Genomic DNA, 26,477 nt, shown 5'->3' on the forward strand with positions numbered 1-26,477 from the left:
CATGGAGCGGGTTATCGCTGGCCCGGTGGGAGCTGGCTTGCCGGCGATGGGCCGCAAAGGGGCCCCCCTTAAACTCACCCTGCGGGCGCGTCATCGACCACCTTGAAGCGCAGCACACCGATGACCTGCCCATCCTCTGTCAGTACCCTCACCTGCCACTTGCCCACCGGGTTCGGCGGGAAGTTCTGCTTGTGGGTCCAGGCCCGGTAGCCTTCCTTGCGCCCGCCATGGATGTCCAGGGCAATGCGATCAACTTCCTGGCCGTCCTTTTGCCACACGTGATAGATCCGCTCGTTCAGGCCGCGTGGCGCGTTGATCGCGGTGTAGGCGTACAGGCCGCTGCTACGGATGCGGCTGGCGGCAATTTCGTGCAGCGAATCGCCCGGCTGGCGGTTCAGCACTTCGGTACTGACCGCCACTTCGGTCATCCACAAGGTTGCTGGTGGCACCCAGGAGCGCAGAAGCCAGCCCCCGCCGCCGACCGACAGGGTGACCAGCACCAGGGCCACGGCACGGCGCCAGTTGTTGATCGGGAAGCTGCTGGCAAGGCTGGGAAACGACAGGGCCATGGCTGCGATCAGGGCCAGCTTGAAGCTTTGCGCGGTGGTCAGGTGCAGGATGATCGGCAGCGCGGTCAGCAGGGCGGCGAACAGGGTCAGGGTATGCAGCGCCAGGAACAGCCAGCGCCTCGGTGCCAGCCACTTGTAGTACAGCGGATCGATGATCGAAATCAGCCCGGCGGCACCAAGCAGGCCGGTGAACACCAACTGGCCGCTGTTCCAGGTGGTGGTGATGAAGAAGAATGGCAGCACGAAGAACAGCGATTCCTGGTGGATCATCTGTGTCGCGTAGCGCAGCAATGGCTGCGGTATTTCGCGGTTGAAGGTGCGCGCGAACAGGCCGGTGAGGGTGTTTTCCAGCATCAGCCAGAGCCAGCTGACCAGCATGAGCACAGCTACCCAGCTGGCAAGGCCAGCCTGACGGTCGACCAGGATGAAACTGCCGATGCCGGAGAGGAAACCGCCGAGCGCGATGATGCCGGGGTAGCGTTTGAGCAGTTCGATGATGCGCTGGACGATGTGGGGGATTTGGGGCATTGGGGGCTACAACAGAAAGGATATGGTGGCTGTGCCGGCTTCTTCGCGGGTGAACCCGCTCCCACAGGGACCGCGTTGCGATACCCGCGAAGGGGCCGGTACTGGCAAAAGGATACCGCCGATTCACCGCTAGCGTGTAGCACCGCTCGGTTTTTCCGGACCGTGGCGACGCCAGCGCAACAGCCCCGCTGCCAGGATCAGCCCCGATAGCAAGGCAACCAGCCCATAGAGTTCATCATAGCCAAGCAACGGCTTTTCGATACGCACATAGCCATCTTCCTTGAGCAGTTCCTTCAGCGCCTCGTTGGCCTGCGCCAGGCTGACCTGCCGCAGCTTGCGCACCGGGTTGGCGAAGCGTCCGTCGCTATAGTCGTTCAGCGCGCCCCAATAGTAGTCGGCCAAGGCACTGTTGCCCTGGGTGCTCCAGCTTTCCTTGGCGACGCTGGCGTACTTGATGCGCTCGAAGGTGTCCGGGTCGAGGCCTTCCTTGCGCAGGTGATCGAACAATTTCTGCATCACCTCGACCGCCTGGTCGATGTCCTCGCGCTCCAGGTCGGCATTGAGGCTTAGCAGGCCAGTGTCGCCGAAGCTCTCGCGTTGTGCCGAAGGGCCGTAGGACAACCCGTTGCGCAAGCGCAGCTGGTCATACAGCGCCCAATCCAGGTAGTGCGACAGCAGGTCGAGGGTGGCCTGATGGTCGTTGTCCAGCACCGGCTCGACGAACAGCCAGTGCAGCTTGACGCTGTCGCCCAGCCAGCCGCGGGTCAGGTCGCGGCGCTGTTCAGCTTGCTGGCCGATGCTTTCCAGGGTGCGGCGCTCCTCCGGCTCGGTGGCGGGCAATTCGCCAAAGGTACGCTCCAGGTAGGCCGGCAGCAGGCGGTCGAGGCCGCCGACCACTATCAGGGTCATGTTGTTGGCCGCGTACCAGCGGTCACGCAAGGTGTTCACCTGCTCCAGGGTCATGTCGTCGAGGTTGGAGCGCTCCGGGCATTTCAGGCCTAGCTCGGTGGCCAACTGGTCGCTGGCGGGGTGGCCGATGTCCTGGCGGTCGAGCCAGCGCTGCAGGTGGCCATAATGGCCGCCATCTTCACGCTTGATGATGCGCTTGGCGGTGCCCAGGGCCTTGGCATCTATGCGGGTTTCGTGAATCACCGCCAGTAGCAGGTCGAGGACTTTGCGCTGGTTGCGCGCCGGGGCTTCGATGACGAAGGTGGTGTCGGCGCTGCTGGTGTAGGCGTTCCACTCGCCGCCCAGCGATTGCAGGCGCTCTTCCAGGCCACCCTCGCCGGTTGCGTCGATGCCGCTGAACAGCAGGTGCTCGAGCAGGTGCGGCAGCTCTTTCTGCTCGCAATTGAAGTCATCCAGGCCGACGCCGACCACCAGGCGAATCGCTACATGGTCACGTTCATAGCCGTTTTTCAGGATGACCTGCAGGCCGTTGGGCAACAGGTAACCTTCAACTCGCGAGCGGTCGAGGGCGAATGAGGGCAGGCTGCAGATCAGCAGGCAAACGAACATCAGGCAACGCATGGGCGAGCTTGGGTCCTCAGGTAGGCGAAATCACGGCAGGCGGGCTTCGTCCGGCACGCTGTCGAGCATCAGCCCGCCCGTGTCCGAGCCGCCCAGTACCACATAGGCACTGCTACAGAACAAAGAGTTCAACCGTTTCATGTCGGCGATCAGCTCCAAGTGTAGCGAACTGGTCTCGATACTTTGCACTACCTTGCGCTGCAGGCGGCTGACATGGGCGTGGGCAAGGCGCCGTTCCTGGGCGCGAAATCGGCGTTTTTCCCGCAGCAGCAGACGGGCGCTTTCCGGGTCGGCACTGAGAAACACCGACAAGCCCAGGCGCAGGTTGGCCAGAAGCTGTTCCTGCAAGCCGGTGAGTTCTTCCAGGCCCACCTGGGAGAACTCCCGGCGCTGGCTGGTTTTCTGCTGCTGGACCTTGCGCAGCATACGCTCGATCAGGTCGCAGGCCAGCTTGAGGTTGATCGCCAGTTCGATGATTTCTGCCCAGCGGCGGTTATCCTGTTCGCTGAGGCCTTCACGTGAAATCTGCGCCAGGTACAGCTTGATCGCGCTGTACAAGGCTTCGGCGTCCTCGCCAAGGGCGCGGACCTGTTGCGGCAAGGCGGCCTGGGTACCGCGCAGGGCACCGAGCATGGCTTCGAGCAGGCTGTCGACGATATCGCCCAGGCGCAGGGTTTCGCGGGAGGCGTTGGCCAGGGCCAGGCTGGGTGTTTCCAGCGCCGAGGTGTCGAGATGGCGCGGGCGAATCTGGCCGTTGCCGTTTTCCCGTTCGGGTAGCAGGGTGTTGCACAGCCGGCCCATAGGTTTGACCGTGGGTAGCATGATCAGGCAACGCAGCGTGTTGTAGAGCAGGTGGAAGCCGATGACCAGCTCCTGTGGGCTGAAGCTCAGTGAGTCCATCCAACCCACCAGCGGGTGCAGCACTGGGATGATCAGCAGCAGGCCGATCAGCTTGTACAGCAGGCTGCCCAGGGCCACACGGCGTCCAGCGGCGTTCTGCATGCTGGTGCTGATGAAGGCCAGCAATCCGCTGCCGATGTTGGCGCCCACCACCAGGCCGATAGCCACCGGCAGGCTGATCACTTCGGCGCCGGCCAGTGTCGCAGTGAGCAGCACGGCGGCCAGGCTGGAATAGGAAATCATGGCGAACAGTGCGCCGACCAGGGCGTCGAGCATGATGTCGCCGGTCAGCGAAGCGAACAGCACCTTTACGCCCTGGGCGTGGGTAATCGGTGTAGCTGCCTGCACGATCAGCTCCAGTGCCAGGATGATCAGGCCAAGCCCGATGCCTACTCTGCCCAGCTGCCCCGCCCGCGTCTGCTTGCGCGAGAGGAAGAAGATCACACCCAGGAAGATCAGCAGCGGCGACAGCCAGGACAGGTCCAGGGTCAGCACCCGGGCCATCAGCGCGGTACCCACGTCGGCGCCGAGCATGATTGCCAAGGCCGGGGTCATGGCCATCAGACCTTGGCCGACGAACGAGGTGACCAACATGGCTGTGGCGTTGCTGCTTTGCACCAGGGCTGTGACCAGAATGCCTGCGACGAACGCGAGCGGGCGTTTGCTCATGTTCTGGCTGATGATGCGCCGCAGGCTCGAGCCGAATACCCGGAGTATGCCGGTACGCACGATGTGGGTGCCCCAGACCAGAAGCGTAACGGCCGAGAGCAGGTTGAGCAGGGTCAGCATGGCGACGGCCCCCTGTTGCATCGGCCCAGAGGGCCAAGAGACGAAGCGTGAGCGTTTGAAGAATTTTCAGTGCTCACTCAAAGCTTTAGTTGTTTTGCGGAGCTGTCGCCAGCTTCGCATGGCTGTCATTTGTTTGAAATACGGCGGAAATGAAAAAAGGGCCCGAAGGGCCCTTTGTCCTGCACTTCCTGATCTTATTGACCCGGAATGTCCTTGCGCAGTTTCACTGGCTCGTGCTCTTTGCCGTTCTTGCGGGCCAAGGCAGTTCGCATGCGGATGTTGATGGCTTCCACCGCCAGCGAGAACGCCATGGCGAAGTAGACATAGCCTTTAGGCACATGTACGTCGAAAGATTCGGCGATCAGCACGGTACCGACCACGATCAGGAACGAAAGTGCGAGCATCTTCAACGAAGGATGTTTGTCGATGAAATCGCTGATGGTGCCGGCGCACAGCATCATCACCAGCACGGCGACGATGATCGCGGCGATCATCACCGGTACGTGGGACACCATGCCCACCGCCGTGATCACCGAGTCCAGCGAGAACACGATGTCGATGATGGCGATCTGGATGATGGTGTAGAAGAACTTGCCACCCGCGCCTTTCGGTTCTTCCGGGTTTTCGTCCTCGCCTTCCAGGCCGTGATAGATCTCTTGCGAGCTTTTCCACAGCAGGAACAGGCCACCAAAGAACAGGATCAGGTCCCGCCCGGAGATGCCCTGGCCCATGACCACGAACAGGTCGGCGGTAAGGCGCATGACCCAGGTGATCGACAGCAGCAGCATGATACGAGTGACCATGGCCAGGGCCAGCCCGAAGATCCGGGTGCGCGGCTGCATGTGCTTGGGCATGCGGCTGACCAGAATCGAGATCATGATGATGTTATCGATACCGAGGACGATCTCAAGCGCGGTAAGGGTAAAAAAGGCAACCCAGATTTCCGGGCTGGTCAGCCATTCCATGTGTCTTCCTTCGAACGGTAAAGGCGACGCGCCCGGATCCGGGCGCGTCGCGTTAGGGAAATACGTGTTTATTAAAGACTACTGAACAGCGGGAAAATCCCCATCAGCAGCGCGGCGAGCATTATGCACAGGCACACCAGCACTGCCCACTTCAAGGTGAAGCGCTGATGATCGCCGAACTCGATGCCGGCCAGGGCCACCAGCAGGTAGGTGGAGGGTACCAGGGGGCTTAACAGGTGTACCGGTTGCCCGACGATCGAAGCACGGGCCATTTCCACCGGGCTGATGCCGTAGTGGCTGGCAGCTTCGGCCAGCACCGGCAGCACGCCATAGTAGAACGCGTCGTTAGACATGAAGAAGGTGAACGGCATGCTCACGATCGCGGTTATCACCGCGAGGTATGGGCCCAACGCCTCGGGGATGACCGACAGCAGGCTCTTGGACATGTCGTCGACCATGCCGGTGCCCGACAGGATGCCGGTGAAGATGCCGGCGGCAAAGATCAGCCCGGTGACCGCCAGCACGCTGCCGGCGTGGGCGGCGATGCGGTCTTTCTGCTGCTGCAGGCACGGGTAGTTGACGATCATGGCGATGCTGAAGGCGATCATGAACAGCACGGGCAGCGGTAACACGCCGGCAATCAGCGCGACCATCAGGGCAGCGGTCAGGGCACCGTTGAAGTACAGCAATTTTGGCCGGCGCGCGTCCGGGTACTGCGAAACGGTAATTTCGCTGTGGTCGATGTCGTCGGTGGGCAGGTGCAACTCGCCCAGGCGGGCACGTTCGCGCTTGCCGTACATGTAGGCGATGGCCAGGATCGCCAGCACACCGAACAGCATGGCGGGGATCATCGGCACGAAGATGTCCGACGGGTCCACGTGCAGGGCGCTGGCGGCGCGGGCGGTCGGGCCACCCCAGGGGGTCATGTTCATTACCCCGCCGGCGAGAATGATCAGGCCGGCCATGATCCGCGGGCTCATGCCCAGGCGGCTGTACATTGGCAGCATGGCGGCGCAGCAGATCATGTAGGTGGTGGCGCCGTCACCGTCGAGCGAGACCACCAGGGCCAGTACCGCGGTGCCGACGGACACTTTCAGCGGATCGCCCTTGACCAGCTTGAGGATCTTGCGCACGGCCGGGTCGAACAGGCCGGAATCGATCATCAGGGCGAAATAGAGGATGGCGAACATCAGCATCACGCCGGTAGGTGCGAGCTTGCTGATGCCCTCGAGCATCATCGGGCCGATCTTGGCGGAAAAACCGCCGAACAGGGCGAACAGGATCGGTACCAGAATCAACGCGATCAAGGCCGAAAGGCGCTTGGTCATGATCAGGTACATGAAGGTGATGACCATGGCAAAGCCGAGGAAGGTCAGCATGGCAGTACTCCAGGCGTGGCGCGGCGAAAGGAACGTCGATTCGGGCGGATCAGCGCGCTTGGCGCTGTGCAGGGAGCATGCGGAGGGGGGCTACGGAAAGTTGGGCACAGGAATACATCAGAATCACCATTGTTGTTGTTGATTGGGCCGGGCGCGGTGGTTACCGGGTGCCCTGGCTGACCGGTCTTGTGCCGGTAGTGGGGGCTATCCTATGAGGGCAAGCTTTCAGCCAGCTTTCGCCGAAGCAAAGGCGACGAGAGGTAGGTGATGCAGGATGTGACCGAGGGTGGCTGCCATTGTGGCGCCTTGCGTTATCGGTTGGAGGGCGACCTGACGGACATTGCCCATTGCCATTGTTCGATCTGCCGGCGGGTCAGTGGCGGGCTGGTGATGACCTGGCTCACCCTGCCCCGCTCGGGGTTCCGGTGGCTGGCGGGCGAGCCGAACTGCTATGTGGCGCCGGCCAGTTGCAGCCGGTACTTCTGTGGGCATTGCGGGGCGCATGTGGCGTTGGTGACTACACATAGCCCGGAGACGGTGGATGTGACGGTGGCGACGCTGGACCACCCGGAACGGGTCAGGGCCAACCGGCATATCTGGGTGGGTAGCCGGTTGCCTTGGTTGCATCTGGATGAGGATTTGCCTTCGGAGGCCGAGGAGAACCTGTAAGAGATTGTGTTGGTGCTGATGGCCCTATCGCCGGCAAGCCAGCTCCCACAGGTGTCCCACCACCTTCAGACCTATGGTGATCTTGTGGGAGCTGGCTTGCCGGCGATAGGGCCAGTACAGCCATATTTACAACTGCAGGCCTCCTGCAGCCTTGTGCAATGCCCGCAGATGTTCGCCCACTTGCTTCACATTGGCTTCCACCGCCGCAATTTCCTTGGCCCGCGACGGCTCCAGCAGCGCCCTCACCTCTTTGTCCAGGCTCGTGCTCAAGCGCAGCAACTGCGCTTGCCGCTCGCTGCTGACCTGCTGCAGATGCTTGCGCTCCTGCGGCTGCGGCAGCCCGTAGCCCTTGCTGTCGAGCAACTCTGCCGGGCGGCTGAGGAAGCCACTGTTGGCGAGCATTTGTCTGAGGGTCGCATCGGCCTTGCTGACGCTGCCATCCTTCAGCGCGGCGGCGTTCAGGTAACGCTGCTTGACCTCGTCCTGGGCCAGCAGCAGTTGCCGGCGCAAGCTGGCCTGTTCAAGCAGCAGCAAGGCGGCGCTGGTACGCAGGTCGGCCTGGGCGAACCAGGCCCGCCGTTGCTCGGCGTCCAGGGCCAGCCAGTCCTCGACCTTGTCCTGCTTTATTGGCAACTGCTTCTTCAACACCTCGAACATGGCCTGGTAACGGTCACGGTAGGAGTCGAAGCGATAACCCAGGCGCAACGCTTCGCGGGGGTCGTCGAGCACACTGGTGTCGGCAAGTCCCCTGCCCTTGAGCACAGCCAGCAAGCCATTGGGCATGATGCTGTCGAGGTCGTTCAGGCGCGGGTTGGCGGTGCCGCTGCGCAGCAGCTTCAACGACTCTACTGCGCAATTGTTGGACAGGAACCAGTAGTTGCCATCGTAGCTCCAGTGCATTTCGGCGGCCTGACGCACCAGGTTCTCGATCTCGTCGCGGTCGAGCCGCAAGGGCACCGAGGCCAGGCTGCGCAGTTCGGTCTTGGTGTACTCGTCGATCACCTGGCCCAGCGGCAGCACGAACAGGCGCGAGGGGTAGGCGCCGACCAGGCCGTCCCAGCTGGAAAGTTGCACATCGTTGACGAAGGCACGGTACGACAGCACCAGGCTCTGGTCGAGGTCCAGGCGGCAGTCCGGCCCGCGTGGGCGGCCCGGCTTGCAGATCACCAGGCGCAGCATGCTGTGGCCCCAGCGGCTGACCAGGTTCTGGTTGGCTTCGGCCAGCAGGTAGTCCACCTCATAGACCCGCTCGGGGTCGATTTCGCCCAGCGGTTGGCGGGCGAAGTCGCTGCCGGCATTGATGAACGGCAGGCCCTTGGCGCAGCTGTCCTGCTGCGGTGCCCAGCCGAAGTGTTCGCGCAGGTACTGGTTCAGCGCCGGACGGCGGCAGCCGTAGCTCGGGTCGAGGAGGAAGTACTCCATGTTGACCGCGATGTACTCCTTGGGGCTGCTCAGTTCATAGCTGTCGGGGCTGCGCACGAACTGGCCGTTGTGCTGCTCGCGCTCGCCGCGTCGGCCCACGTACTGCTGCCAGCCGGCCAGGTCAAGCAGGCGCGGGTCGTCGCTGAGGGTGAAGCGGCGCTCGGCCTGGCCACGGCATGCTTCGGGCAGACCGACCTTGCCCAACGTACCTTGCTGGCGCTTGCAACGAGCGATCAGCGCGTTCTCGGCGCTGGGCCACAGCCGGGCACGGTCATAGATATGGGTGAGTTCGTGCAGCACGGTGGCCAGCAGTTCTTCTCGCACCGTGCCATGCGGGCGGTTGGTGCGTTCGGTGGCCGCACTGCCATCGGTGAGGCTGGGCAGCAGGCGGCGATTGAGTTCGAGGGTAGAGACCAGCGATGCCTGGCCATAGGCGTCGGCAGGCATGTTGTCGCTCCAGCTGACACGCACGCGGCGGTTCAGCTGTTGCTTGAAGCTGGGGGGCAGCTTGCCCATGGCTTCGTCGAGCAGAGCCTGAGTGGCCAGGGCCTGCTGTGAGTCAAGGCCGGACGCCTGCAGCTCGAGCTGCAGATCGGCCAGGGCGGGCGTGCCGAGCAGCGTCAGGGCGCAGCCGAGCAGCCAGGCGCGCACGCGGTTCACAGCGCGAGGATGGCTTCAGCCAGTACCTGGTCGCTGGCGTCACGCGCTTGCGGCACGCGCTCGCGCAGGGTGTTGAAGGCGGCCTCGAGCTGGGCGCCGCGGATCTCACCGTTGCTTGCGACAAAGCTGGCGGCGTCGTCATGGGCTTCGCGCACCACTTTGGAATCGCGGATCGAGGTGGTGGTGTCAGAGGTGAAATCGATCGAACGGCCAAAGGCGCGCACGATGATATTGCTGGTGGCCACCAGGGTCTGTGCCTGGGCCAGGTCGGCCAGCAGCAGCATGCCGAGGGTAGCGGCAATCAGCGGTTTACGCATGGAGCATCTCCGAAAAATACAGGGAGTCAGATTTAATTATTGGACGAGAATTGCTTGCGCCAGTTCCAGATCGCCGACGGTATGCCGTGCGCAATTGTGGCGTAATGATTCCAGTGCTGCCTCCAGCCGTGCACCGCGGATCTGGCCGTCGCTGGCGACGAAGGCAGCGGCATCGTCCTGGGCCTGGCGGACCAGTTTGCGGTCGAACGGTGCGCTGGTGACCTGGCTGGTGACATAGCCGGTGATGACCAGGCTTTGCGTAGTGGTATCCATGGCATGGGCGCTGGCCATGCCAATAACGGAGAACAGCAACGGCAACAGATAACGCATGGGCTCTACAACAGCTGGAAACGTGGGCGGCAATGGTGAGTACGGCTGTGCTGGTGGTGGCCAGCACAGCTGAACGGCTCAGGCGGGGTCAGAGCGCCAGAATGGCCTGGGCCAGTTGCGCGTCGCTGGCCTGCAGGGTTGGCATCTGCGAGCGGATGTGCAGGAAAGCGCTTTCCAGCTTGGCACCGCGGATGTCGCCCTGGCTGCCAACGAAGCTGGCGGCGTCGTCACGGGCGGCCTGGACGATCTTGTCGTCACGGAACGAGGAGGAAATATCGGAAGTGGCATCGGTGGACGCGGCCACTGCGCCAACGACGGCGTCGGTGGTTACAACGAAGCTGGTGGCGTTTGCGGTGCCGGCCAGGCTCAGCATCAGGGCGGCGCCAATCAGGTATTTACGGGACATGATCGTGGACTCCTGGACTAGGGTCGGGTGGTTCTGCTTTATCGGACGCTCGCACAGCTCGTCGCGGTACTTTTCAACAGTGCGTTCTACCAGACTGTTACGCCAAGCGTATCACGCGCCGGTGTTTCTGGATGTTAATGAACAGCGCACCAATAAACTGTTATGGTCTGTTTTATGATTTTTAAAACTGTACAGGTACGCTTGTAAAAGGCTCTGGCATGCCGCCTGCAAACAAAAAACCCGTCACAGTCACCTGCAACGGGTTTCGGGAATTCGCGGTGCCGGCCGAAGCCGGCAAGCCGGAGCTTAGCGCCAGAATGGCTTGCTCAGCTCTTCGTAACGCTGCGACTCGCTGATACCGGCGTCGGCCAGCAGGCGGGCGTCCAGGCGAGCCAGTTGACGGCGGCTGGCCATGCGGCGCTGCCACAGCAGCAAGGTGGACAGAGCGCGCAGCGGCAGCGAAGCGTTGGATTGTTGGGCGTTGCTTTCAAAAACCAGACCGGAACTGAGGGTACGTTCCATGATGTTTCATCCTTCCGCTTATGGCGGGATTAGGTAGTGATTTAACTGATGCCAATGATCCTCCTCTGTCGTCCATAACAGTAGATACAGTTCGGTTGAAAGACGATGGTCCAGTTAACTGTGTAACCCTACTGTTGCACTCTAAACTGGCGTAACTGTACTGGTCCGCCCTTTTTTGGTGCGTTCTGGCTTCGGAGACGGGATCTTTCAGGCGGAAGGGCTAAAAATAACAAGTACAGTAGTACAGTTTTGTTTAAAAATAACTGGTGCTGTAATGCTTGCTCCTGTAGGAGCGGCCTTGTGTCGCGAAAGGGGCCGCAAAGCGGCCCCAGGATCACAAGAATAAAGACCGGAACAGCGGAAGCAGGGCCGCCGTTCCATTCCTCATTTGTATCAGCTAGCCAGCATGCGCCCGGTTTCTTCCAGGTTCTCGTGCCAACTCAGGGCTTCACGCAGGATGTGCGGGGTATGGCCGCCACGCTGGCAGGCGCGATCGAAGTAGTCGCTCAGTGCTGCGCGGTAGTCCGGGTGCACACAGTTGTCGATGATCGCCCGGGCGCGCTCGCGTGGCGCCAGGCCGCGCAGGTCGGCCAAGCCTTGCTCGGTGACCAGGATGTCCACATCGTGCTCGGTGTGGTCGACATGGCTGACCATCGGCACCACGCTGGAAATCGCGCCACCCTTGGCAATCGACTTGGTGACGAACACGGCCAGGTGGGCGTTACGGGCGAAGTCACCCGAGCCGCCGATGCCGTTCATCATCTTGGTACCGCACACGTGTGTGGAATTGACGTTGCCGTAGATATCGAACTCAAGCGCGGTGTTGATACCGATGATGCCCAGGCGACGGACCACCTCCGGGTGGTTGGAGATTTCTTGCGGGCGCAGTACCAGCTTGTCCTTGTAACGCTCCAGGTTGCCGAACACGTCGGCGTTGCGGCGGGTCGACAAGGTGATCGAGCTGCCCGAGGCGAAGCTCAGCTTGCCGGCGTCGATCAGGTCGAAGGTGGAGTCCTGCAGTACTTCGGAGTACATGGTCAGGTCTTCGAACGGCGACTCGATCAGGCCGCACATCACTGCGTTGGCAATGCTGCCGATACCGGCCTGCAGCGGGCCGAGCTTGTTGGTCATGCGGCCAGCTTCGACTTCTTTCTTGAGGAAGTTGATCAGATGGTCGGCGATGCCCTGGGTTTCGTCATCCGGCGGCAATACGGTGGACGGCGAGTCCGGCTGGTCGCTGATGACGATGCCGACGATCTTGGCCGGGTCGATCGGGATGGCGGTGCTGCCGATACGGTCGTCGACCTTGACCAGCGGGATTGGCGTGCGGGTCGGGCGGTAGGTCGGGATATAGATGTCGTGCAAGCCTTCGAGGTTGGTGTTGTGCGAGAGGTTGATCTCGACAATCACCTGCTTGGCGAAGATCGCGAAGCTGGCCGAGTTGCCCACCGAGGTAGTTGGCACGATATGGCCTTGCTCGGTGATGGCCACGGCTTCGATGACCGCGATGTCCGGCAGCTTCAGCTGCTGGTTGCGCAGCTGCTCGACGGTTTCCGACAGGTGCTGGTCGATGAACATCACCTGGCCGTCGTTGATGGCCTTGCGCAGGGTGCTGTCGACCTGGAACGGCATGCGGCGAGCCAGCACGCCGGCCTCGGTCAATTGCTTGTCCAGGTCGTTGCCCAGGCTGGCGCCGGTCATCAGGCTGATTTTCAGTGGCGACTGCTTGGCACGTTCGGCCAGTGCATGTGGTACGGCCTTGGCTTCGCCGGCGCGGGTGAAACCGCTCATGCCGACGGTCATGCCGTCCTCGATCAGACCAGCGGCATCAGCCGCACTCATTACCTTGCTGTGCAGGGAGGACAAGCGGATACGATCACGGTACATGGATTGTTATCTCGGGCTACTGAAACTACTGCAGCGCAGTCTAGAGACTTCGCCCCTTGCCGTCCCACGACCATGGTCGTATGAGAAGCCTTGGAATAGAGCCGTTGATCCGGATCAATAAAAGAAAAGCCCCGGCAGATTCTGACCGGGGCTTCCTTTATATCAGCTGGTTTGCAGCTGCCATTGTCACTCCACGGCCTTGACCATGTCTTCGATGACCTTCTTGGCGTCGCCGAACACCATCATGGTCTTGTCGAGATAGAACAGTTCGTTGTCCAGGCCGGCATAGCCGCTGGCCATGGAGCGCTTGTTGACGATGATGGTCTTGGCCTTGAACGCTTCGAGGATCGGCATGCCGGCGATCGGCGACTTGGGGTCGTTCTTCGCCGCAGGGTTCACCACGTCGTTGGCGCCCAGCACCAGCACCACATCGGCCTGGCCGAACTCGGCGTTGATGTCTTCCATCTCGAACACTTGGTCGTACGGCACTTCGGCCTCCGCCAGCAGCACGTTCATGTGCCCGGGCATACGGCCGGCCACCGGGTGGATCGCGTACTTCACGGTCACACCGTTGTGGCTCAGCTTCTCGGTCAGTTCCTTGAGCGCGTGCTGGGCGCGAGCCACCGCCAGGCCATAACCCGGGACGATGATCACGCTGTCGGCGTTGCTGAGCAGGAAGGTGGCATCGTCGGCAGAGCCAGACTTCACCGGGCGCTGCTCTTTGGAGCCTTGCGCCGCGCCAGCATCGGTATCACCACCGAAGCCACCGAGGATGACGTTGAAGAACGAACGGTTCATCGCCTTGCACATGATGTACGAAAGGATGGCACCGGACGAGCCGACCAGAGAGCCTGCGATGATCAGCATCGAGTTGTTCAGCGAGAAGCCGATACCGGCCGCTGCCCAGCCCGAATAGCTGTTAAGCATCGACACCACCACCGGCATGTCGGCGCCCCCGATCGGAATAATGATCAGCACGCCCATGATGAAGGCCAATACCAGCATCAGGGTGAAGGCACTGTAGTGGCCAGTGAAGGTGAACAGCAGGCCCAGGGCGATGGTGGTCAGGCCGAGGATCAGGTTCAGCTTGTGCTGGCCGGCGAACTGTACCGGTGCACCCTGGAACAGGCGGAACTTGTACTTGCCCGACAGCTTGCCGAAGGCGATCACCGAGCCGGAGAAGGTAATGGCACCGATGGCTGCGCCGAGGAACAGCTCCAGGCGGTTGCCGGTGGGGATCGGGTCGCTCATGGCGGCAACGATGCCCATCGATTGCGGTTCCAGCACCGCGGCGATGGCGATGAACACCGCTGCCAGGCCGATCATGCTGTGCATGAAGGCGACCAGTTCCGGCATCTTGGTCATCTCGACGCGCTTGGCCATGATCGAACCGGCGGTGCCGCCGACCAGCAAGCCAACGAGGACGTAGCCGATGCCGGCGGTGGCAAGCTCGGCCCCGAGCTTATAAATGAGGCCGACCGTAGTGACGATGGCGATACCCATGCCGATCATGCCGAACAGGTTGCCGCGGCGCGAGGTAGTCGGGTGCGACAGGCCCTTGAGCGCCTGGATGAAGCACACCGAGGCGACGAGGTAGAGGAGCGTTACCAGATTCATGCTCATGCTTACTTCTGCGCCTCGTTCTTGGTTTTCTTCTTGAACATCTCAAGCATGCGACGGGTGACCAGGAAGCCACCGAACACGTTGACCGCGGCCAGGGCCACCGCCAGGGTGCCCATCAGCTTGCCGGCCGGGGTTACCGTCAGGGCGGCGGCCAGCATGGCTCCGACGATGACGATCGCGGAGATGGCGTTGGTCACGGCCATCAGCGGCGTGTGCAGCGCCGGGGTGACGTTCCACACCACGTGGTAGCCCACATAGATGGCCAGCACGAAGATGATCAGGTTGTAGATGCCATGGGAAATCAGCATGTCTTCCATTGTCGTGCTCCTTAGCCGTTCTTGCGGACGACCTGACCATCACGGCACATCAGGCAGGCCGCGACGATGTCGTCTTCGAGGTTGATGACCAGCGCGCCGTCCTTGTCGAACAGCAGCTTCATGAAGTCCAGCAGGTTGCGTGCATACAGTGCGGAGGCATCGGCGCCCACCTGGGCCGGCAGGTTGGTCGGGCCAACGATGATCACGCCGTTCTCCTGTACCACCTGGTCGGCGACAGTCAGTGGGCAGTTGCCGCCTTGGGCTGCTGCGAGGTCGATGACCACCGAGCCGGGCTTCATCTGCGCGACGGTTTCGGCGCTGAGCAGGGTCGGCGCCTTGCGCCCCGGGATCAGCGCAGTGGTAATGACGATATCCGCCTGCTTCGCGCGTTCGTGCACGGCCTGGGCCTGGCGTTGCATCCAGCTTGCCGGCATCGGACGGGCATAACCGCCGACACCTTCGGCGCACTCGCGCTCTTCATCGGTTTCGTAGGGTACGTCGATGAACTTGGCGCCCAGCGACTCGATCTGCTCCTTCACGGCCGGGCGTACGTCGGATGCCTCGATCACCGCGCCCAGGCGCTTGGCCGTGGCAATGGCCTGCAGGCCGGCTACGCCCGCGCCCAGGATCAGCACGCGCGCGGCCTTGACGGTACCGGCGGCGGTCATGAGCATGGGCATGAAGCGTGGGTAGTGATGGGCAGCCAGCAACACCGCCTTGTAACCGGCGATGTTGGCCTGCGACGACAGCACGTCCAGGCTCTGCGCCCGCGAGGTGCGCGGCGCGGCTTCCAGGGCGAACGCGGTAATGCCGCGCTCGGCCATCTTGCCGATCAGCTCGCTGTTGAAGGGGTTGAGCATGCCCACCAGGAGGCTGCCACTGTTGATCAGGGCCAGTTCCTGGTCGTTGGGGGCGACCACTTTGAGCACCAATTGGGCGCCGTAGGCATCGGCTGCACTCCCTAGGGAAGCACCCACGGCCTCATAGGCACTGTCCGGAATGCTGGCATTGAGCCCTGCCCCCCGTTGGACGGTGACCTGATGGCCCTGGCCAATCAGTTTCTTGATGGTTTCCGGGGTCGCAGCGACCCTTGTCTCACCGGTCTGCGTCTCGAGAGGAACACCAATGTGCACGACTATTTCTCCTGCGGTGACCTTTTGTCTTTTTAAAAGCCAGCGCACTTCGGATGGTGCGCTGGGGCGGCTGTGGAGCGCCGACCCGCCGAATTCCGGGCGGGCGAAGCATTTTGCAGACGAAGCCAGAGGCCTTCAACCGGTTCTGGAGCGAAACGAAGTCAAAACTACAAGTCACCCTGTGACCGTATGTCGCAACGGTCAGGCTGCAGCCTGTCAAACATAGGCTATTGGCAGATTAGGAGAAAAAAACAAAAAATTTGCGGTTGATTCGCTTACGGCTTGGTGAATGTCGCAAAATAACCCGCGAAGCCGCGCCGTAAGCAGGGTTAAAGCGGATTTTTGCTCCTGCATAACAGTTTATGTATATGCGACAAATACATATATCTGTAGGTGTTAAAAATAATTGACTACGGAGTCAATTTATCGTGCCTGCTCACGTCTTGGCCGTGTACGCCTGGGCCTGGCTTACCAGCCAGTCACGGAAGGCGCGCAGCGAAGCCGACTCCACTTTGCGCTCGGGAATCATCAGATAGTAGGCCTTGTCACTACTCAGGGCATGCCTGTTAGCGACCACCAATCTACCCTCCTCCAGCTCGCGCTGGATCAGGAACGGTGGAATCAGGGCGATGCCCATCTCATGCATGGCCGCCTGAGCGAGCATCGAGAATAGTTCATAGCGCGGGCCTGTCATGTCGCGTTCCACATTCATGCCGACGCTGCCGAACCATTGCCGCCAGGCATAGGGGCGCGTGCTCTGCTGCAGCAGTGGCAGTTGGGCAATACGCTGAGCGTCGAGTGTGCCCTGCCCGCCCAGCAGCGCCGGGCTGCACACCGGTACCGGGTTTTCCCCCATCAGCCGGTGCGACTGGGTGCCGGACCAGTCGGCATCGCCGAAGTAGATAGCGGCATCGAAGGTGGTGTCGGCAAACAGGAATGGCCGGGTGCGGTTGGTGAGGTTTACCGTGACCTCCGGGTGGCGCTGCTGGAAGTCCTTTAGCCGTGGTAGCAGCCATTGGGTACCGAAGGTGGGCACGACGGCCAGCTCGATCACGTTGGCGCCCTGCTGGCGCATGACTGACAAGGTGTCGCGCTCTACCGCGTCCAGTTGGGCGGCCACTTGGCGGCTATAGGAAAGGCCTGCTTCGGTCAGCTTCACGCCGCGGCGCGAGCGGCGGAACAGTTCCACATTGAGGAAGGCTTCCAGGCCGCCTATCTGCCGACAGACGGCGCCCTGGGTCAGTGCAAGTTCCTGGGCGGCCTTGGTAAAGCTCTCGTTGCGGGCCGCCGCCTCGAAGCAAACCAGGGCGGCGGTACTGGGGATCTTGCGGCGCATGTACGTCAACCTCACTCGTAAGGCTGTCAATATGGCGTTTTGCCGATTTACGAAGTGACAAATTATCACTAATTGGTGCGCAATCCTCGTTTGTCCCGGCGGCCGATCAGGCCTAGGCTCAAAGGCACAAGAAACTGCCCCCTATTTCGAGGATTTCGCTCATGGCCGGTAAAGCAAGCTTCAACTGGATCGACCCGCTGCTGCTCGATCAGCAGCTCACTGAAGAAGAGCGCATGGTGCGTGACAGCGCTTATCAGTTCGCCCAGGACAAGCTGGCCCCGCGTGTGCTCGAGGCCTTCCGTCATGAACAGACCGACCCGGCGATCTTCCGTGAAATGGGTGAGGTCGGGTTGCTGGGCGCCACGATTCCCGAGCAGTACGGTGGCAGTGGCCTGAACTACGTGTGCTATGGCCTGATTGCTCGCGAGGTAGAGCGCATCGACTCGGGTTATCGCTCGATGATGAGTGTGCAGTCGTCGCTGGTGATGGTGCCAATCAACGAGTTCGGTACCGAGGCACAAAAGCAGAAGTACCTACCCAAGCTGGCCAGCGGCGAGTGGATCGGTTGCTTCGGCCTGACCGAGCCCAACCACGGCTCCGACCCGGGTTCGATGATCACTCGTGCCCGGAAGGTCGACGGCGGCTACCGCCTGACTGGCGCCAAGATGTGGATCACCAACAGCCCGATCGCCGATGTATTCGTGGTCTGGGCCAAGGACGATGCGGGTGATATCCGCGGCTTTGTTCTGGAAAAGGGTTGGCAAGGCCTCAGCGCGCCGGCGATTCACGGCAAGGTCGGCCTGCGCGCCTCCATCACTGGCGAAATCGTCATGGATAACGTATTCGTGCCGGAGGAAAACATCTTCCCGGATGTACGCGGCCTCAAAGGCCCGTTCACCTGCCTGAACTCCGCCCGCTATGGCATCTCGTGGGGTGCGCTGGGCGCTGCGGAAGCCTGCTGGCACACCGCGCGTCAGTACACCCTGGACCGTCAGCAATTCGGTCGCCCGTTGGCTGCCAACCAGTTGATCCAGAAGAAGCTGGCCGACATGCAGACGGAAATCACCCTGGCACTGCAGGGCTGCCTGCGTCTGGGGCGCATGAAGGACGAAGGCACAGCTGCAGTGGAGATCACCTCGATCATGAAGCGCAACTCCTGTGGCAAGGCGCTGGATATTGCTCGCATGGCGCGTGACATGCTGGGTGGCAATGGCATTTCCGATGAGTTCGGCGTGGCTCGTCACCTGGTCAACCTGGAGGTGGTCAACACCTATGAAGGTACTCACGATGTGCATGCACTGATCCTGGGGCGTGCGCAGACCGGCATCCAGGCCTTCTATTGATAAGGAGCCAGCCCATGGGCGCGCTATCACATCTGCGGGTGCTGGACCTTTCTCGCGTGTTGGCCGGCCCATGGTCTGGCCAGATTCTCGCTGACCTTGGTGCCGATGTGATCAAGGTCGAGCGCCCTGGCAGTGGTGACGATACACGCTCATGGGGGCCGCCCTTCCTCAAGGATGCCGAGGGTGAGAACACCAGTGAGGCGGCCTATTACCTGTCGGCCAACCGCAACAAGCGCTCGGTTACCATCGACTTCACACAGGCCGAGGGGCAGCGCCTGGTGCGTGAGTTGGCGGAGAAGTCCGATATCGTCATCGAGAACTTCAAGGTTGGTGGGTTGGCTGCCTACGGTCTGGACTACCAGAGCCTGAAGGCGATCAACCCGCGGCTTATCTATTGTTCCATCACCGGGTTCGGGCAGACCGGGCCTTATGCAAGGCGCGCGGGTTATGACTTCATGATCCAGGGGTTGGGCGGGCTGATGAGCCTGACCGGCCGCCCGGAAGGTGAGGAAGGTGCGGGGCCGGTCAAGGTAGGGGTGGCGCTGACCGACATCCTTACCGGGTTGTATTCCACGGTGGCGATCCTCGCTGCCCTCGCCCATCGCGAGCAGACCGGGGTGGGCCAGCATGTCGACATGGCGTTGCTCGATGTGCAGGTGGCCTGCCTGGCGAATCAGGCGATGAACTACCTGACCACGGGCAACCCGCCTCGTCGCCTGGGTAATGCGCACCCCAATATCGTGCCTTATCAGGATTTTCCGACGGCGGATGGCGACTTCATCCTTACCGTGGGCAACGATAGCCAGTTCCGCAAGTTCGCCGAGGTGGCCGGGCAGCCGCAGTGGGCGGACGACCCGCGTTTCGCTACCAACAAGCTGCGGGTTGCCAACCGGGCTGAGCTGATTCCTCTGATTCGCCAGGCCACGGTGTTCAAGACCACGGCGGAATGGGTGAGCCAACTGGAGGCTGCAGGTGTGCCGTGCGGGCCTATCAATGACCTGGCGCAGATGTTCCAGGACCCGCAGGTGCTGGCGCGCGGATTGGCGGTAAGCATTCCGCATCCGTTGGCGGGAAGCGTGCCGCAGGTGGCGAGCCCGATACGGCTGTCGGAGACGCCGGTGGAGTACCGTCGGGCGCCGCCGCTGCTGGGTGAGCATACCGAGGTGGTGCTGGAGGATGTATTGGGGCTGGGTGCCGGTGAGGTGCAACGGCTACGCAGTGCTGGCGTCCTTTAAGGGCCTGTGGCCTAGGTGAAAGCGGGGAGGCCGTCAGGCCTTCCCGCTTTGCTTTTCAGCGATATCAAAGTTTCTTGAAATTAAGGGTTGACGCGGTTTCGAATCCCCTTATAATGCGCCCCACTTCTGACGTAGTCGAAGCGCAAAACTTCTTGCAAATCAATTAGTTAGGCGATTCAAGTAGTGTCAGGAGCGCTTCGATCGAATGATCGGCAGCGGTTGAGATGATGGTTGACAGCGCTTCTAAGCGCTGTATGATTCGCCTCCCGCTACGAGAGATCGCAGCGAGTCAAGTGTTTGAAGCTAAACGAGTTTCTCGCAAAAACTTCAAAATAAACGCTTGACAGCAAATGAGGAAGGCGTAGAATGCGCGCCTCGGTTGAGACGAAAGGCTCTTAACCAAACGCTCTTTAACAAATCGAATCAAGCAATTCGTGTGGGTGCTTGTGAGTACGGACTGATAGTCACAAAGATTATCAGCATCACAAGTGGCCATGCGAGAAATCACATAGTCATTTGAGATTGCTGAGCCAAGTTTAGGGTTTCTTGAAAACCCAAGCAGTATTGAACTGAAGAGTTTGATCATGGCTCAGATTGAACGCTGGCGGCAGGCCTAACACATGCAAGTCGAGCGGATGACGGGAGCTTGCTCCTTGATTCAGCGGCGGACGGGTGAGTAATGCCTAGGAATCTGCCTGGTAGTGGGGGACAACGTTTCGAAAGGAACGCTAATACCGCATACGTCCTACGGGAGAAAGCAGGGGACCTTCGGGCCTTGCGCTATCAGATGAGCCTAGGTCGGATTAGCTAGTTGGTGAGGTAATGGCTCACCAAGGCGACGATCCGTAACTGGTCTGAGAGGATGATCAGTCACACTGGAACTGAGACACGGTCCAGACTCCTACGGGAGGCAGCAGTGGGGAATATTGGACAATGGGCGAAAGCCTGATCCAGCCATGCCGCGTGTGTGAAGAAGGTCTTCGGATTGTAAAGCACTTTAAGTTGGGAGGAAGGGCAGTAAGTTAATACCTTGCTGTTTTGACGTTACCGACAGAATAAGCACCGGCTAACTCTGTGCCAGCAGCCGCGGTAATACAGAGGGTGCAAGCGTTAATCGGAATTACTGGGCGTAAAGCGCGCGTAGGTGGTTCGTTAAGTTGGATGTGAAAGCCCCGGGCTCAACCTGGGAACTGCATCCAAAACTGGCGAGCTAGAGTACGGTAGAGGGTGGTGGAATTTCCTGTGTAGCGGTGAAATGCGTAGATATAGGAAGGAACACCAGTGGCGAAGGCGACCACCTGGACTGATACTGACACTGAGGTGCGAAAGCGTGGGGAGCAAACAGGATTAGATACCCTGGTAGTCCACGCCGTAAACGATGTCAACTAGCCGTTGGAATCCTTGAGATTTTAGTGGCGCAGCTAACGCATTAAGTTGACCGCCTGGGGAGTACGGCCGCAAGGTTAAAACTCAAATGAATTGACGGGGGCCCGCACAAGCGGTGGAGCATGTGGTTTAATTCGAAGCAACGCGAAGAACCTTACCAGGCCTTGACATGCAGAGAACTTTCCAGAGATGGATTGGTGCCTTCGGGAACTCTGACACAGGTGCTGCATGGCTGTCGTCAGCTCGTGTCGTGAGATGTTGGGTTAAGTCCCGTAACGAGCGCAACCCTTGTCCTTAGTTACCAGCACGTTATGGTGGGCACTCTAAGGAGACTGCCGGTGACAAACCGGAGGAAGGTGGGGATGACGTCAAGTCATCATGGCCCTTACGGCCTGGGCTACACACGTGCTACAATGGTCGGTACAGAGGGTTGCCAAGCCGCGAGGTGGAGCTAATCTCACAAAACCGATCGTAGTCCGGATCGCAGTCTGCAACTCGACTGCGTGAAGTCGGAATCGCTAGTAATCGCGAATCAGAATGTCGCGGTGAATACGTTCCCGGGCCTTGTACACACCGCCCGTCACACCATGGGAGTGGGTTGCACCAGAAGTAGCTAGTCTAACCTTCGGGAGGACGGTTACCACGGTGTGATTCATGACTGGGGTGAAGTCGTAACAAGGTAGCCGTAGGGGAACTGCGGCCTGGATCACCTCCTTAATCGACGACATCAGCCTGCTGATGAGCTCCCACACGAATTGCTTGATTCATGGTTGAAGACGATCAAGATCCTGTATGGATCTTGTGTTGTTGCTGGTCAGAACTTGGAAATGAGCATTCGTTTCGAATGTTGATTTCTGACTTTTGTCAGATCGTTCTTTAAAAATTCGGATATGTGATAGATATAGACTGATGACCAGTTTCACTGCTGGTTAATCAGGCTAAGGTAAAATTTGTGAGTTCTGCTCGAAAGAGCAACATGCGAATTTTCGGCGAATGTCGTCTTCACAGTATAACCAGATTGCTTGGGGTTATATGGTCAAGTGAAGAAGCGCATACGGTGGATGCCTTGGCAGTCAGAGGCGATGAAAGACGTGGTAGCCTGCGATAAGCTTTGGGGAGTCGGCAAACAGACTGTGATCCAGAGATCTCTGAATGGGGGAACCCACTCAGCACAAGCTGAGTATCTTGTACTGAATACATAGGTGCAAGAGGCGAACCAGGGGAACTGAAACATCTAAGTACCCTGAGGAAAAGAAATCAACCGAGATTCCCTTAGTAGTGGCGAGCGAACGGGGACCAGCCCTTAAGTTGATTTGAGATTAGTGGAACGCTCTGGAAAGTGCGGCCATAGTGGGTGATAGCCCCGTACACGAAAATCTCTTGTCAATGAAATCGAGTAGGACGGAGCACGAGAAACTTTGTCTGAATATGGGGGGACCATCCTCCAAGGCTAAATACTACTGACTGACCGATAGTGAACCAGTACCGTGAGGGAAAGGCGAAAAGAACCCCGGAGAGGGAGTGAAATAGAACCTGAAACCGTATGCGTACAAGCAGTGGGAGCCTACTTTGTTAGGTGACTGCGTACCTTTTGTATAATGGGTCAGCGACTTATATTCAGTGGCGAGCTTAACCGAATAGGGGAGGCGTAGCGAAAGCGAGTCTTAATAGGGCGTTTAGTCGCTGGGTATAGACCCGAACCGGGCGATCTATCCATGGGCAGGTTGAAGGTTAGGTAACACTGACTGGAGGACCGAACCGACTACCGTTGAAAAGTTAGCGGATGACCTGTGGATCGGAGTGAAAGGCTAATCAAGCTCGGAGATAGCTGGTTCTCCTCGAAAGCTATTTAGGTAGCGCCTCATGTATCACTCCAGGGGGTAGAGCACTGTTTCGGCTAGGGGGTCATCCCGACTTACCAAACCGATGCAAACTCCGAATACCTGGAAGTGCCGAGCATGGGAGACACACGGCGGGTGCTAACGTCCGTCGTGAAAAGGGAAACAACCCAGACCGTCAGCTAAGGTCCCAAAGTCATGGTTAAGTGGGAAACGATGTGGGAAGGCTTAGACAGCTAGGAGGTTGGCTTAGAAGCAGCCACCCTTTAAAGAAAGCGTAATAGCTCACTAGTCGAGTCGGCCTGCGCGGAAGATGTAACGGGGCTCAAACCATGCACCGAAGCTACGGGTGTCATCTTTGATGACGCGGTAGAGGAGCGTTCTGTAAGCCTGTGAAGGTGAGTTGAGAAGCTTGCTGGAGGTATCAGAAGTGCGAATGCTGACATGAGTAACGACAATGCGAGTGAAAAACTCGCACGCCGAAAGACCAAGGTTTCCTGCGCAACGTTAATCGACGCAGGGTTAGTCGGTCCCTAAGGCGAGGCTGAAAAGCGTAGTCGATGGAAAACAGGTTAATATTCCTGTACTTCCAGTTATTGCGATGGAGGGACGGAGAAGGTTAGGCCAGCCTGGCGTTGGTTGTCCAGGTTTAAGGTGGTAGGCTGAAATCTTAGGCAAATCCGGGATTTCAAGGCCGAGAGCTGATGATGACGAGTTGCCTTTAGGCGACGAAGTGGTTGATACCATGCTTCCAAGAAAAGCTCCTAAGCTTCAGATAACTGGGAACCGTACCCCAAACCGACACAGGTGGTTAGGTAGAGAATACCAAGGCGCTTGAGAGAACTCGGGTGAAGGAACTAGGCAAAATGGCACCGTAACTTCGGGAGAAGGTGCGCCGGCGAGGGTGAAGGACTTGCTCCGTAAGCCCATGCCGGTCGAAGATACCAGGCCGCTGCGACTGTTTATTAAAAACACAGCACTCTGCAAACACGAAAGTGGACGTATAGGGTGTGACGCCTGCCCGGTGCCGGAAGGTTAATTGATGGGGTTAGCGCAAGCGAAGCTCTTGATCGAAGCCCCGGTAAACGGCGGCCGTAACTATAACGGTCCTAAGGTAGCGAAATTCCTTGTCGGGTAAGTTCCGACCTGCACGAATGGCGTAACGATGGCGGCGCTGTCTCCACCCGAGACTCAGTGAAATTGAAATCGCTGTGAAGATGCAGTGTATCCGCGGCTAGACGGAAAGACCCCGTGAACCTTTACTATAGCTTTGCACTGGACTTTGAATTTGCTTGTGTAGGATAGGTGGGAGGCTTTGAAGTGGGGACGCCAGTTCTCATGGAGCCATCCTTGAAATACCACCCTGGCAACTTTGAGGTTCTAACTCAGGTCCGTTATCCGGATCGAGGACAGTGTATGGTGGGTAGTTTGACTGGGGCGGTCTCCTCCCAAAGAGTAACGGAGGAGTACGAAGGTGCGCTCAGACCGGTCGGAAATCGGTCGTAGAGTATAAAGGCAAAAGCGCGCTTGACTGCGAGACAAACACGTCGAGCAGGTACGAAAGTAGGTCTTAGTGATCCGGTGGTTCTGTATGGAAGGGCCATCGCTCAACGGATAAAAGGTACTCCGGGGATAACAGGCTGATACCGCCCAAGAGTTCATATCGACGGCGGTGTTTGGCACCTCGATGTCGGCTCATCACATCCTGGGGCTGAAGCCGGTCCCAAGGGTATGGCTGTTCGCCATTTAAAGTGGTACGCGAGCTGGGTTTAGAACGTCGTGAGACAGTTCGGTCCCTATCTGCCGTGGACGTTTGAGATTTGAGAGGGGCTGCTCCTAGTACGAGAGGACCGGAGTGGACGAACCTCTGGTGTTCCGGTTGTCACGCCAGTGGCATTGCCGGGTAGCTATGTTCGGAAGAGATAACCGCTGAAAGCATCTAAGCGGAAACTTGCCTCAAGATGAGATCTCACTGGGATCTTGAATCCCCTGAAGGGCCGTCGAAGACTACGACGTTGATAGGTTGGGTGTGTAAGCGCTGTGAGGCGTTGAGCTAACCAATACTAATTGCCCGTGAGGCTTGACCATATAACACCCAAGCAATTTGCTAGCGCAGATTGCGGTGGTGAAGACGAAGCAACCGAAAGTTCGCAACATCACAAATATCGCATATCCGAATTCGCTGGGCTGTCCATCTGGACATTCTGGCAACAGAATTTCTTGACGACCATAGAGCATTGGAACCACCTGATCCCATCCCGAACTCAGCAGTGAAACGATGCATCGCCGATGGTAGTGTGGGGTTTCCCCATGTGAGAGTAGGTCATCGTCAAGATTCATTTCGCAAAACCCCTATCTGCACATGCAGGTAGGGGTTTTGTCTTTAAGTAGAAGCTATCGCTTCTCCTGGTAGGCTGAAGGCCAGCCGGTGGTGGTAAAAAGGTGGTTGACAGCGTTTCTGAATGCTGTATTATTCACCTCCCGCGACGAGAGATCGAAGCGAGTTAAGTGTCTGAAGTTAAACGAGTTTCTCGCCAAAAACTTCAAAATAAACGCTTGACAGCAAATGAGGAAAGCGTAGAATGCGCGCCTCGGTTGAGGCGAAAGGCTCTTAACCAAACGCTCTTTAACAAATCGAATCAAGCAATTCGTGTGGGTGCTTGTGAGTACGGACTGATAGTCACAAAGATTATCAGCATCACAAGTGGCCATGCGAGAAATCACATAGTCATTTGAGATTGCTGAGCCAAGTTTAGGGTTTCTTAAAAACCCAAGCAGTATTGAACTGAAGAGTTTGATCATGGCTCAGATTGAACGCTGGCGGCAGGCCTAACACATGCAAGTCGAGCGGATGACGGGAGCTTGCTCCTTGATTCAGCGGCGGACGGGTGAGTAATGCCTAGGAATCTGCCTGGTAGTGGGGGACAACGTTTCGAAAGGAACGCTAATACCGCATACGTCCTACGGGAGAAAGCAGGGGACCTTCGGGCCTTGCGCTATCAGATGAGCCTAGGTCGGATTAGCTAGTTGGTGAGGTAATGGCTCACCAAGGCGACGATCCGTAACTGGTCTGAGAGGATGATCAGTCACACTGGAACTGAGACACGGTCCAGACTCCTACGGGAGGCAGCAGTGGGGAATATTGGACAATGGGCGAAAGCCTGATCCAGCCATGCCGCGTGTGTGAAGAAGGTCTTCGGATTGTAAAGCACTTTAAGTTGGGAGGAAGGGCAGTAAGTTAATACCTTGCTGTTTTGACGTTACCGACAGAATAAGCACCGGCTAACTCTGTGCCAGCAGCCGCGGTAATACAGAGGGTGCAAGCGTTAATCGGAATTACTGGGCGTAAAGCGCGCGTAGGTGGTTCGTTAAGTTGGATGTGAAAGCCCCGGG

At 59.2% G+C, this 26,477-nt stretch carries 18 protein-coding genes and 4 rRNA genes (1 of these 22 running past the window's edge); 7 read left to right on the plus strand and 15 right to left on the minus strand.

Annotated features, from left to right (window positions below):
• Positions 1-74: 74 nt before the first annotated feature.
• From GEV38_RS00820 to GEV38_RS00840, 5 genes are all read right to left on the minus strand, one after another.
• A complete protein-coding gene (locus GEV38_RS00820; RefSeq protein WP_015268494.1) occupies positions 75-1,097 on the minus strand; it encodes a DUF5924 family protein in 1,023 nt (340 codons plus the stop codon).
• A gap of 129 nt (positions 1,098-1,226) precedes the next feature.
• Entirely contained in the window at positions 1,227-2,627 is a 1,401-nt protein-coding gene (locus GEV38_RS00825; protein ID WP_173895526.1) for a pitrilysin family protein, read from the minus strand.
• 30 nt (positions 2,628-2,657) lie between these two features.
• Positions 2,658-4,316: a Na/Pi cotransporter family protein gene (locus tag GEV38_RS00830; RefSeq protein WP_015268496.1), complete on the minus strand. Its 1,659-nt coding sequence runs from the start codon at positions 4,314-4,316 to the stop codon at positions 2,658-2,660.
• A gap of 194 nt (positions 4,317-4,510) precedes the next feature.
• Entirely contained in the window at positions 4,511-5,281 is a 771-nt protein-coding gene (locus GEV38_RS00835) for a TerC family protein (protein ID WP_015268497.1), read from the minus strand.
• Between the two features lie 71 nt (positions 5,282-5,352).
• Positions 5,353-6,660: a CitMHS family transporter gene (locus GEV38_RS00840; protein ID WP_173895528.1), complete on the minus strand. Its 1,308-nt coding sequence runs from the start codon at positions 6,658-6,660 to the stop codon at positions 5,353-5,355.
• Positions 6,661-6,927: 267 nt separating this feature from the next.
• Here GEV38_RS00840 and GEV38_RS00845 point away from each other — a divergent pair, with 267 nt between their 5' ends.
• A complete protein-coding gene (locus GEV38_RS00845; RefSeq protein ID WP_015268499.1) occupies positions 6,928-7,329 on the plus strand; it encodes a GFA family protein in 402 nt (133 codons plus the stop codon).
• Between the two features lie 126 nt (positions 7,330-7,455).
• Here GEV38_RS00845 and GEV38_RS00850 read toward each other — a convergent pair whose 3' ends face one another.
• The 10 genes from GEV38_RS00850 to GEV38_RS00895 form a co-directional block, all read right to left on the minus strand.
• Positions 7,456-9,411: a DUF4105 domain-containing protein gene (locus GEV38_RS00850; RefSeq protein WP_054572516.1), complete on the minus strand. Its 1,956-nt coding sequence runs from the start codon at positions 9,409-9,411 to the stop codon at positions 7,456-7,458.
• Complete coding sequence (locus tag GEV38_RS00855; protein ID WP_015268501.1) at positions 9,408-9,728, minus strand: DUF2388 domain-containing protein; 321 nt, start codon at positions 9,726-9,728, stop codon at positions 9,408-9,410. Before GEV38_RS00855 ends, GEV38_RS00850 begins: the two co-directional genes overlap by 4 nt.
• A gap of 36 nt (positions 9,729-9,764) precedes the next feature.
• The gene (locus GEV38_RS00860; RefSeq protein WP_015268502.1) at positions 9,765-10,058 is read right to left on the minus strand and encodes a DUF2388 domain-containing protein; all 294 of its coding nucleotides are present in this window, start codon (positions 10,056-10,058) and stop codon (positions 9,765-9,767) included.
• Positions 10,059-10,146: 88 nt separating this feature from the next.
• A complete protein-coding gene (locus GEV38_RS00865) occupies positions 10,147-10,464 on the minus strand; it encodes a DUF2388 domain-containing protein (protein ID WP_015268503.1) in 318 nt (105 codons plus the stop codon).
• Between the two features lie 306 nt (positions 10,465-10,770).
• Positions 10,771-10,986: a DUF1127 domain-containing protein gene (locus GEV38_RS00870; RefSeq protein WP_003256968.1), complete on the minus strand. Its 216-nt coding sequence runs from the start codon at positions 10,984-10,986 to the stop codon at positions 10,771-10,773.
• Between the two features lie 393 nt (positions 10,987-11,379).
• Entirely contained in the window at positions 11,380-12,873 is a 1,494-nt protein-coding gene (locus GEV38_RS00875; protein WP_015268504.1) for an acetyl-CoA hydrolase/transferase family protein, read from the minus strand.
• A gap of 186 nt (positions 12,874-13,059) precedes the next feature.
• Entirely contained in the window at positions 13,060-14,496 is a 1,437-nt protein-coding gene (locus tag GEV38_RS00880; RefSeq protein WP_015268505.1) for an NAD(P)(+) transhydrogenase (Re/Si-specific) subunit beta, read from the minus strand.
• 2 nt (positions 14,497-14,498) lie between these two features.
• Complete coding sequence (locus tag GEV38_RS00885) at positions 14,499-14,813, minus strand: NAD(P) transhydrogenase subunit alpha (protein ID WP_003256966.1); 315 nt, start codon at positions 14,811-14,813, stop codon at positions 14,499-14,501.
• Between the two features lie 11 nt (positions 14,814-14,824).
• The gene (locus GEV38_RS00890; protein WP_015268506.1) at positions 14,825-15,946 is read right to left on the minus strand and encodes a Re/Si-specific NAD(P)(+) transhydrogenase subunit alpha; all 1,122 of its coding nucleotides are present in this window, start codon (positions 15,944-15,946) and stop codon (positions 14,825-14,827) included.
• Positions 15,947-16,382: 436 nt separating this feature from the next.
• A complete protein-coding gene (locus tag GEV38_RS00895) occupies positions 16,383-17,282 on the minus strand; it encodes a LysR family transcriptional regulator (RefSeq protein ID WP_054572517.1) in 900 nt (299 codons plus the stop codon).
• A gap of 161 nt (positions 17,283-17,443) precedes the next feature.
• Here GEV38_RS00895 and GEV38_RS00900 point away from each other — a divergent pair, with 161 nt between their 5' ends.
• The 6 genes from GEV38_RS00900 to GEV38_RS00925 form a co-directional block, all read left to right on the plus strand.
• Positions 17,444-18,625 (plus strand): acyl-CoA dehydrogenase, encoded by a 1,182-nt coding sequence (locus GEV38_RS00900; RefSeq protein ID WP_054572518.1) that lies wholly within the window; start codon positions 17,444-17,446, stop codon positions 18,623-18,625.
• Positions 18,626-18,639: 14 nt separating this feature from the next.
• Entirely contained in the window at positions 18,640-19,860 is a 1,221-nt protein-coding gene (locus GEV38_RS00905) for a CaiB/BaiF CoA-transferase family protein (protein WP_015268508.1), read from the plus strand.
• A 566-nt stretch (positions 19,861-20,426) separates the two neighbouring features.
• Positions 20,427-21,963: ribosomal RNA gene (locus GEV38_RS00910) — 16S ribosomal RNA — on the plus strand.
• A 317-nt stretch (positions 21,964-22,280) separates the two neighbouring features.
• A 23S ribosomal RNA gene (locus GEV38_RS00915) occupies positions 22,281-25,172 on the plus strand.
• A gap of 131 nt (positions 25,173-25,303) precedes the next feature.
• Positions 25,304-25,419 (plus strand): 5S ribosomal RNA (gene rrf / locus GEV38_RS00920).
• 447 nt (positions 25,420-25,866) lie between these two features.
• A 16S ribosomal RNA gene (locus GEV38_RS00925) occupies positions 25,867-26,477 on the plus strand; it runs 926 nt beyond the window's last position.
• The 16S, 23S and 5S rRNA genes sit together here, the layout of an rRNA operon.

Origin of the sequence: Pseudomonas sp. 13159349, from assembly GCF_013305685.1 — a bacterium.
In the GTDB taxonomy this organism is placed as follows: Bacteria; Pseudomonadota; Gammaproteobacteria; order Pseudomonadales; family Pseudomonadaceae; genus Aquipseudomonas; species Aquipseudomonas asiatica.

Bases quoted from the DNA above. Each gene is read 5' to 3' on its own strand.
- GEV38_RS00820 (WP_015268494.1), bottom strand. From the start codon at position 1,097: ATGCCCCAAATCCCCCACATCGTCCAGCGCATCATCGAACTGCTCAAA.
- GEV38_RS00830 (WP_015268496.1), bottom strand. From the start codon at position 4,316: ATGCTGACCCTGCTCAACCTGCTCTCGGCCGTTACGCTTCTGGTCTGG.
- GEV38_RS00895 (WP_054572517.1), bottom strand. From the start codon at position 17,282: ATGCGCCGCAAGATCCCCAGTACCGCCGCCCTGGTTTGCTTCGAGGCG.
- GEV38_RS00900 (WP_054572518.1), top strand. From the start codon at position 17,444: ATGGCCGGTAAAGCAAGCTTCAACTGGATCGACCCGCTGCTGCTCGAT.
- GEV38_RS00885 (WP_003256966.1), bottom strand. From the start codon at position 14,813: ATGGAAGACATGCTGATTTCCCATGGCATCTACAACCTGATCATCTTC.
- GEV38_RS00855 (WP_015268501.1), bottom strand. From the start codon at position 9,728: ATGCGTAAACCGCTGATTGCCGCTACCCTCGGCATGCTGCTGCTGGCC.
- GEV38_RS00845 (WP_015268499.1), top strand. From the start codon at position 6,928: ATGCAGGATGTGACCGAGGGTGGCTGCCATTGTGGCGCCTTGCGTTAT.
- GEV38_RS00825 (WP_173895526.1), bottom strand. From the start codon at position 2,627: ATGCGTTGCCTGATGTTCGTTTGCCTGCTGATCTGCAGCCTGCCCTCA.
- GEV38_RS00870 (WP_003256968.1), bottom strand. From the start codon at position 10,986: ATGGAACGTACCCTCAGTTCCGGTCTGGTTTTTGAAAGCAACGCCCAA.
- GEV38_RS00875 (WP_015268504.1), bottom strand. From the start codon at position 12,873: ATGTACCGTGATCGTATCCGCTTGTCCTCCCTGCACAGCAAGGTAATG.
- GEV38_RS00835 (WP_015268497.1), bottom strand. From the start codon at position 5,281: ATGGAATGGCTGACCAGCCCGGAAATCTGGGTTGCCTTTTTTACCCTT.
- GEV38_RS00880 (WP_015268505.1), bottom strand. From the start codon at position 14,496: ATGAGCATGAATCTGGTAACGCTCCTCTACCTCGTCGCCTCGGTGTGC.
- GEV38_RS00860 (WP_015268502.1), bottom strand. From the start codon at position 10,058: ATGCGTTATCTGTTGCCGTTGCTGTTCTCCGTTATTGGCATGGCCAGC.
- GEV38_RS00905 (WP_015268508.1), top strand. From the start codon at position 18,640: ATGGGCGCGCTATCACATCTGCGGGTGCTGGACCTTTCTCGCGTGTTG.
- GEV38_RS00840 (WP_173895528.1), bottom strand. From the start codon at position 6,660: ATGCTGACCTTCCTCGGCTTTGCCATGGTCATCACCTTCATGTACCTG.
- GEV38_RS00865 (WP_015268503.1), bottom strand. From the start codon at position 10,464: ATGTCCCGTAAATACCTGATTGGCGCCGCCCTGATGCTGAGCCTGGCC.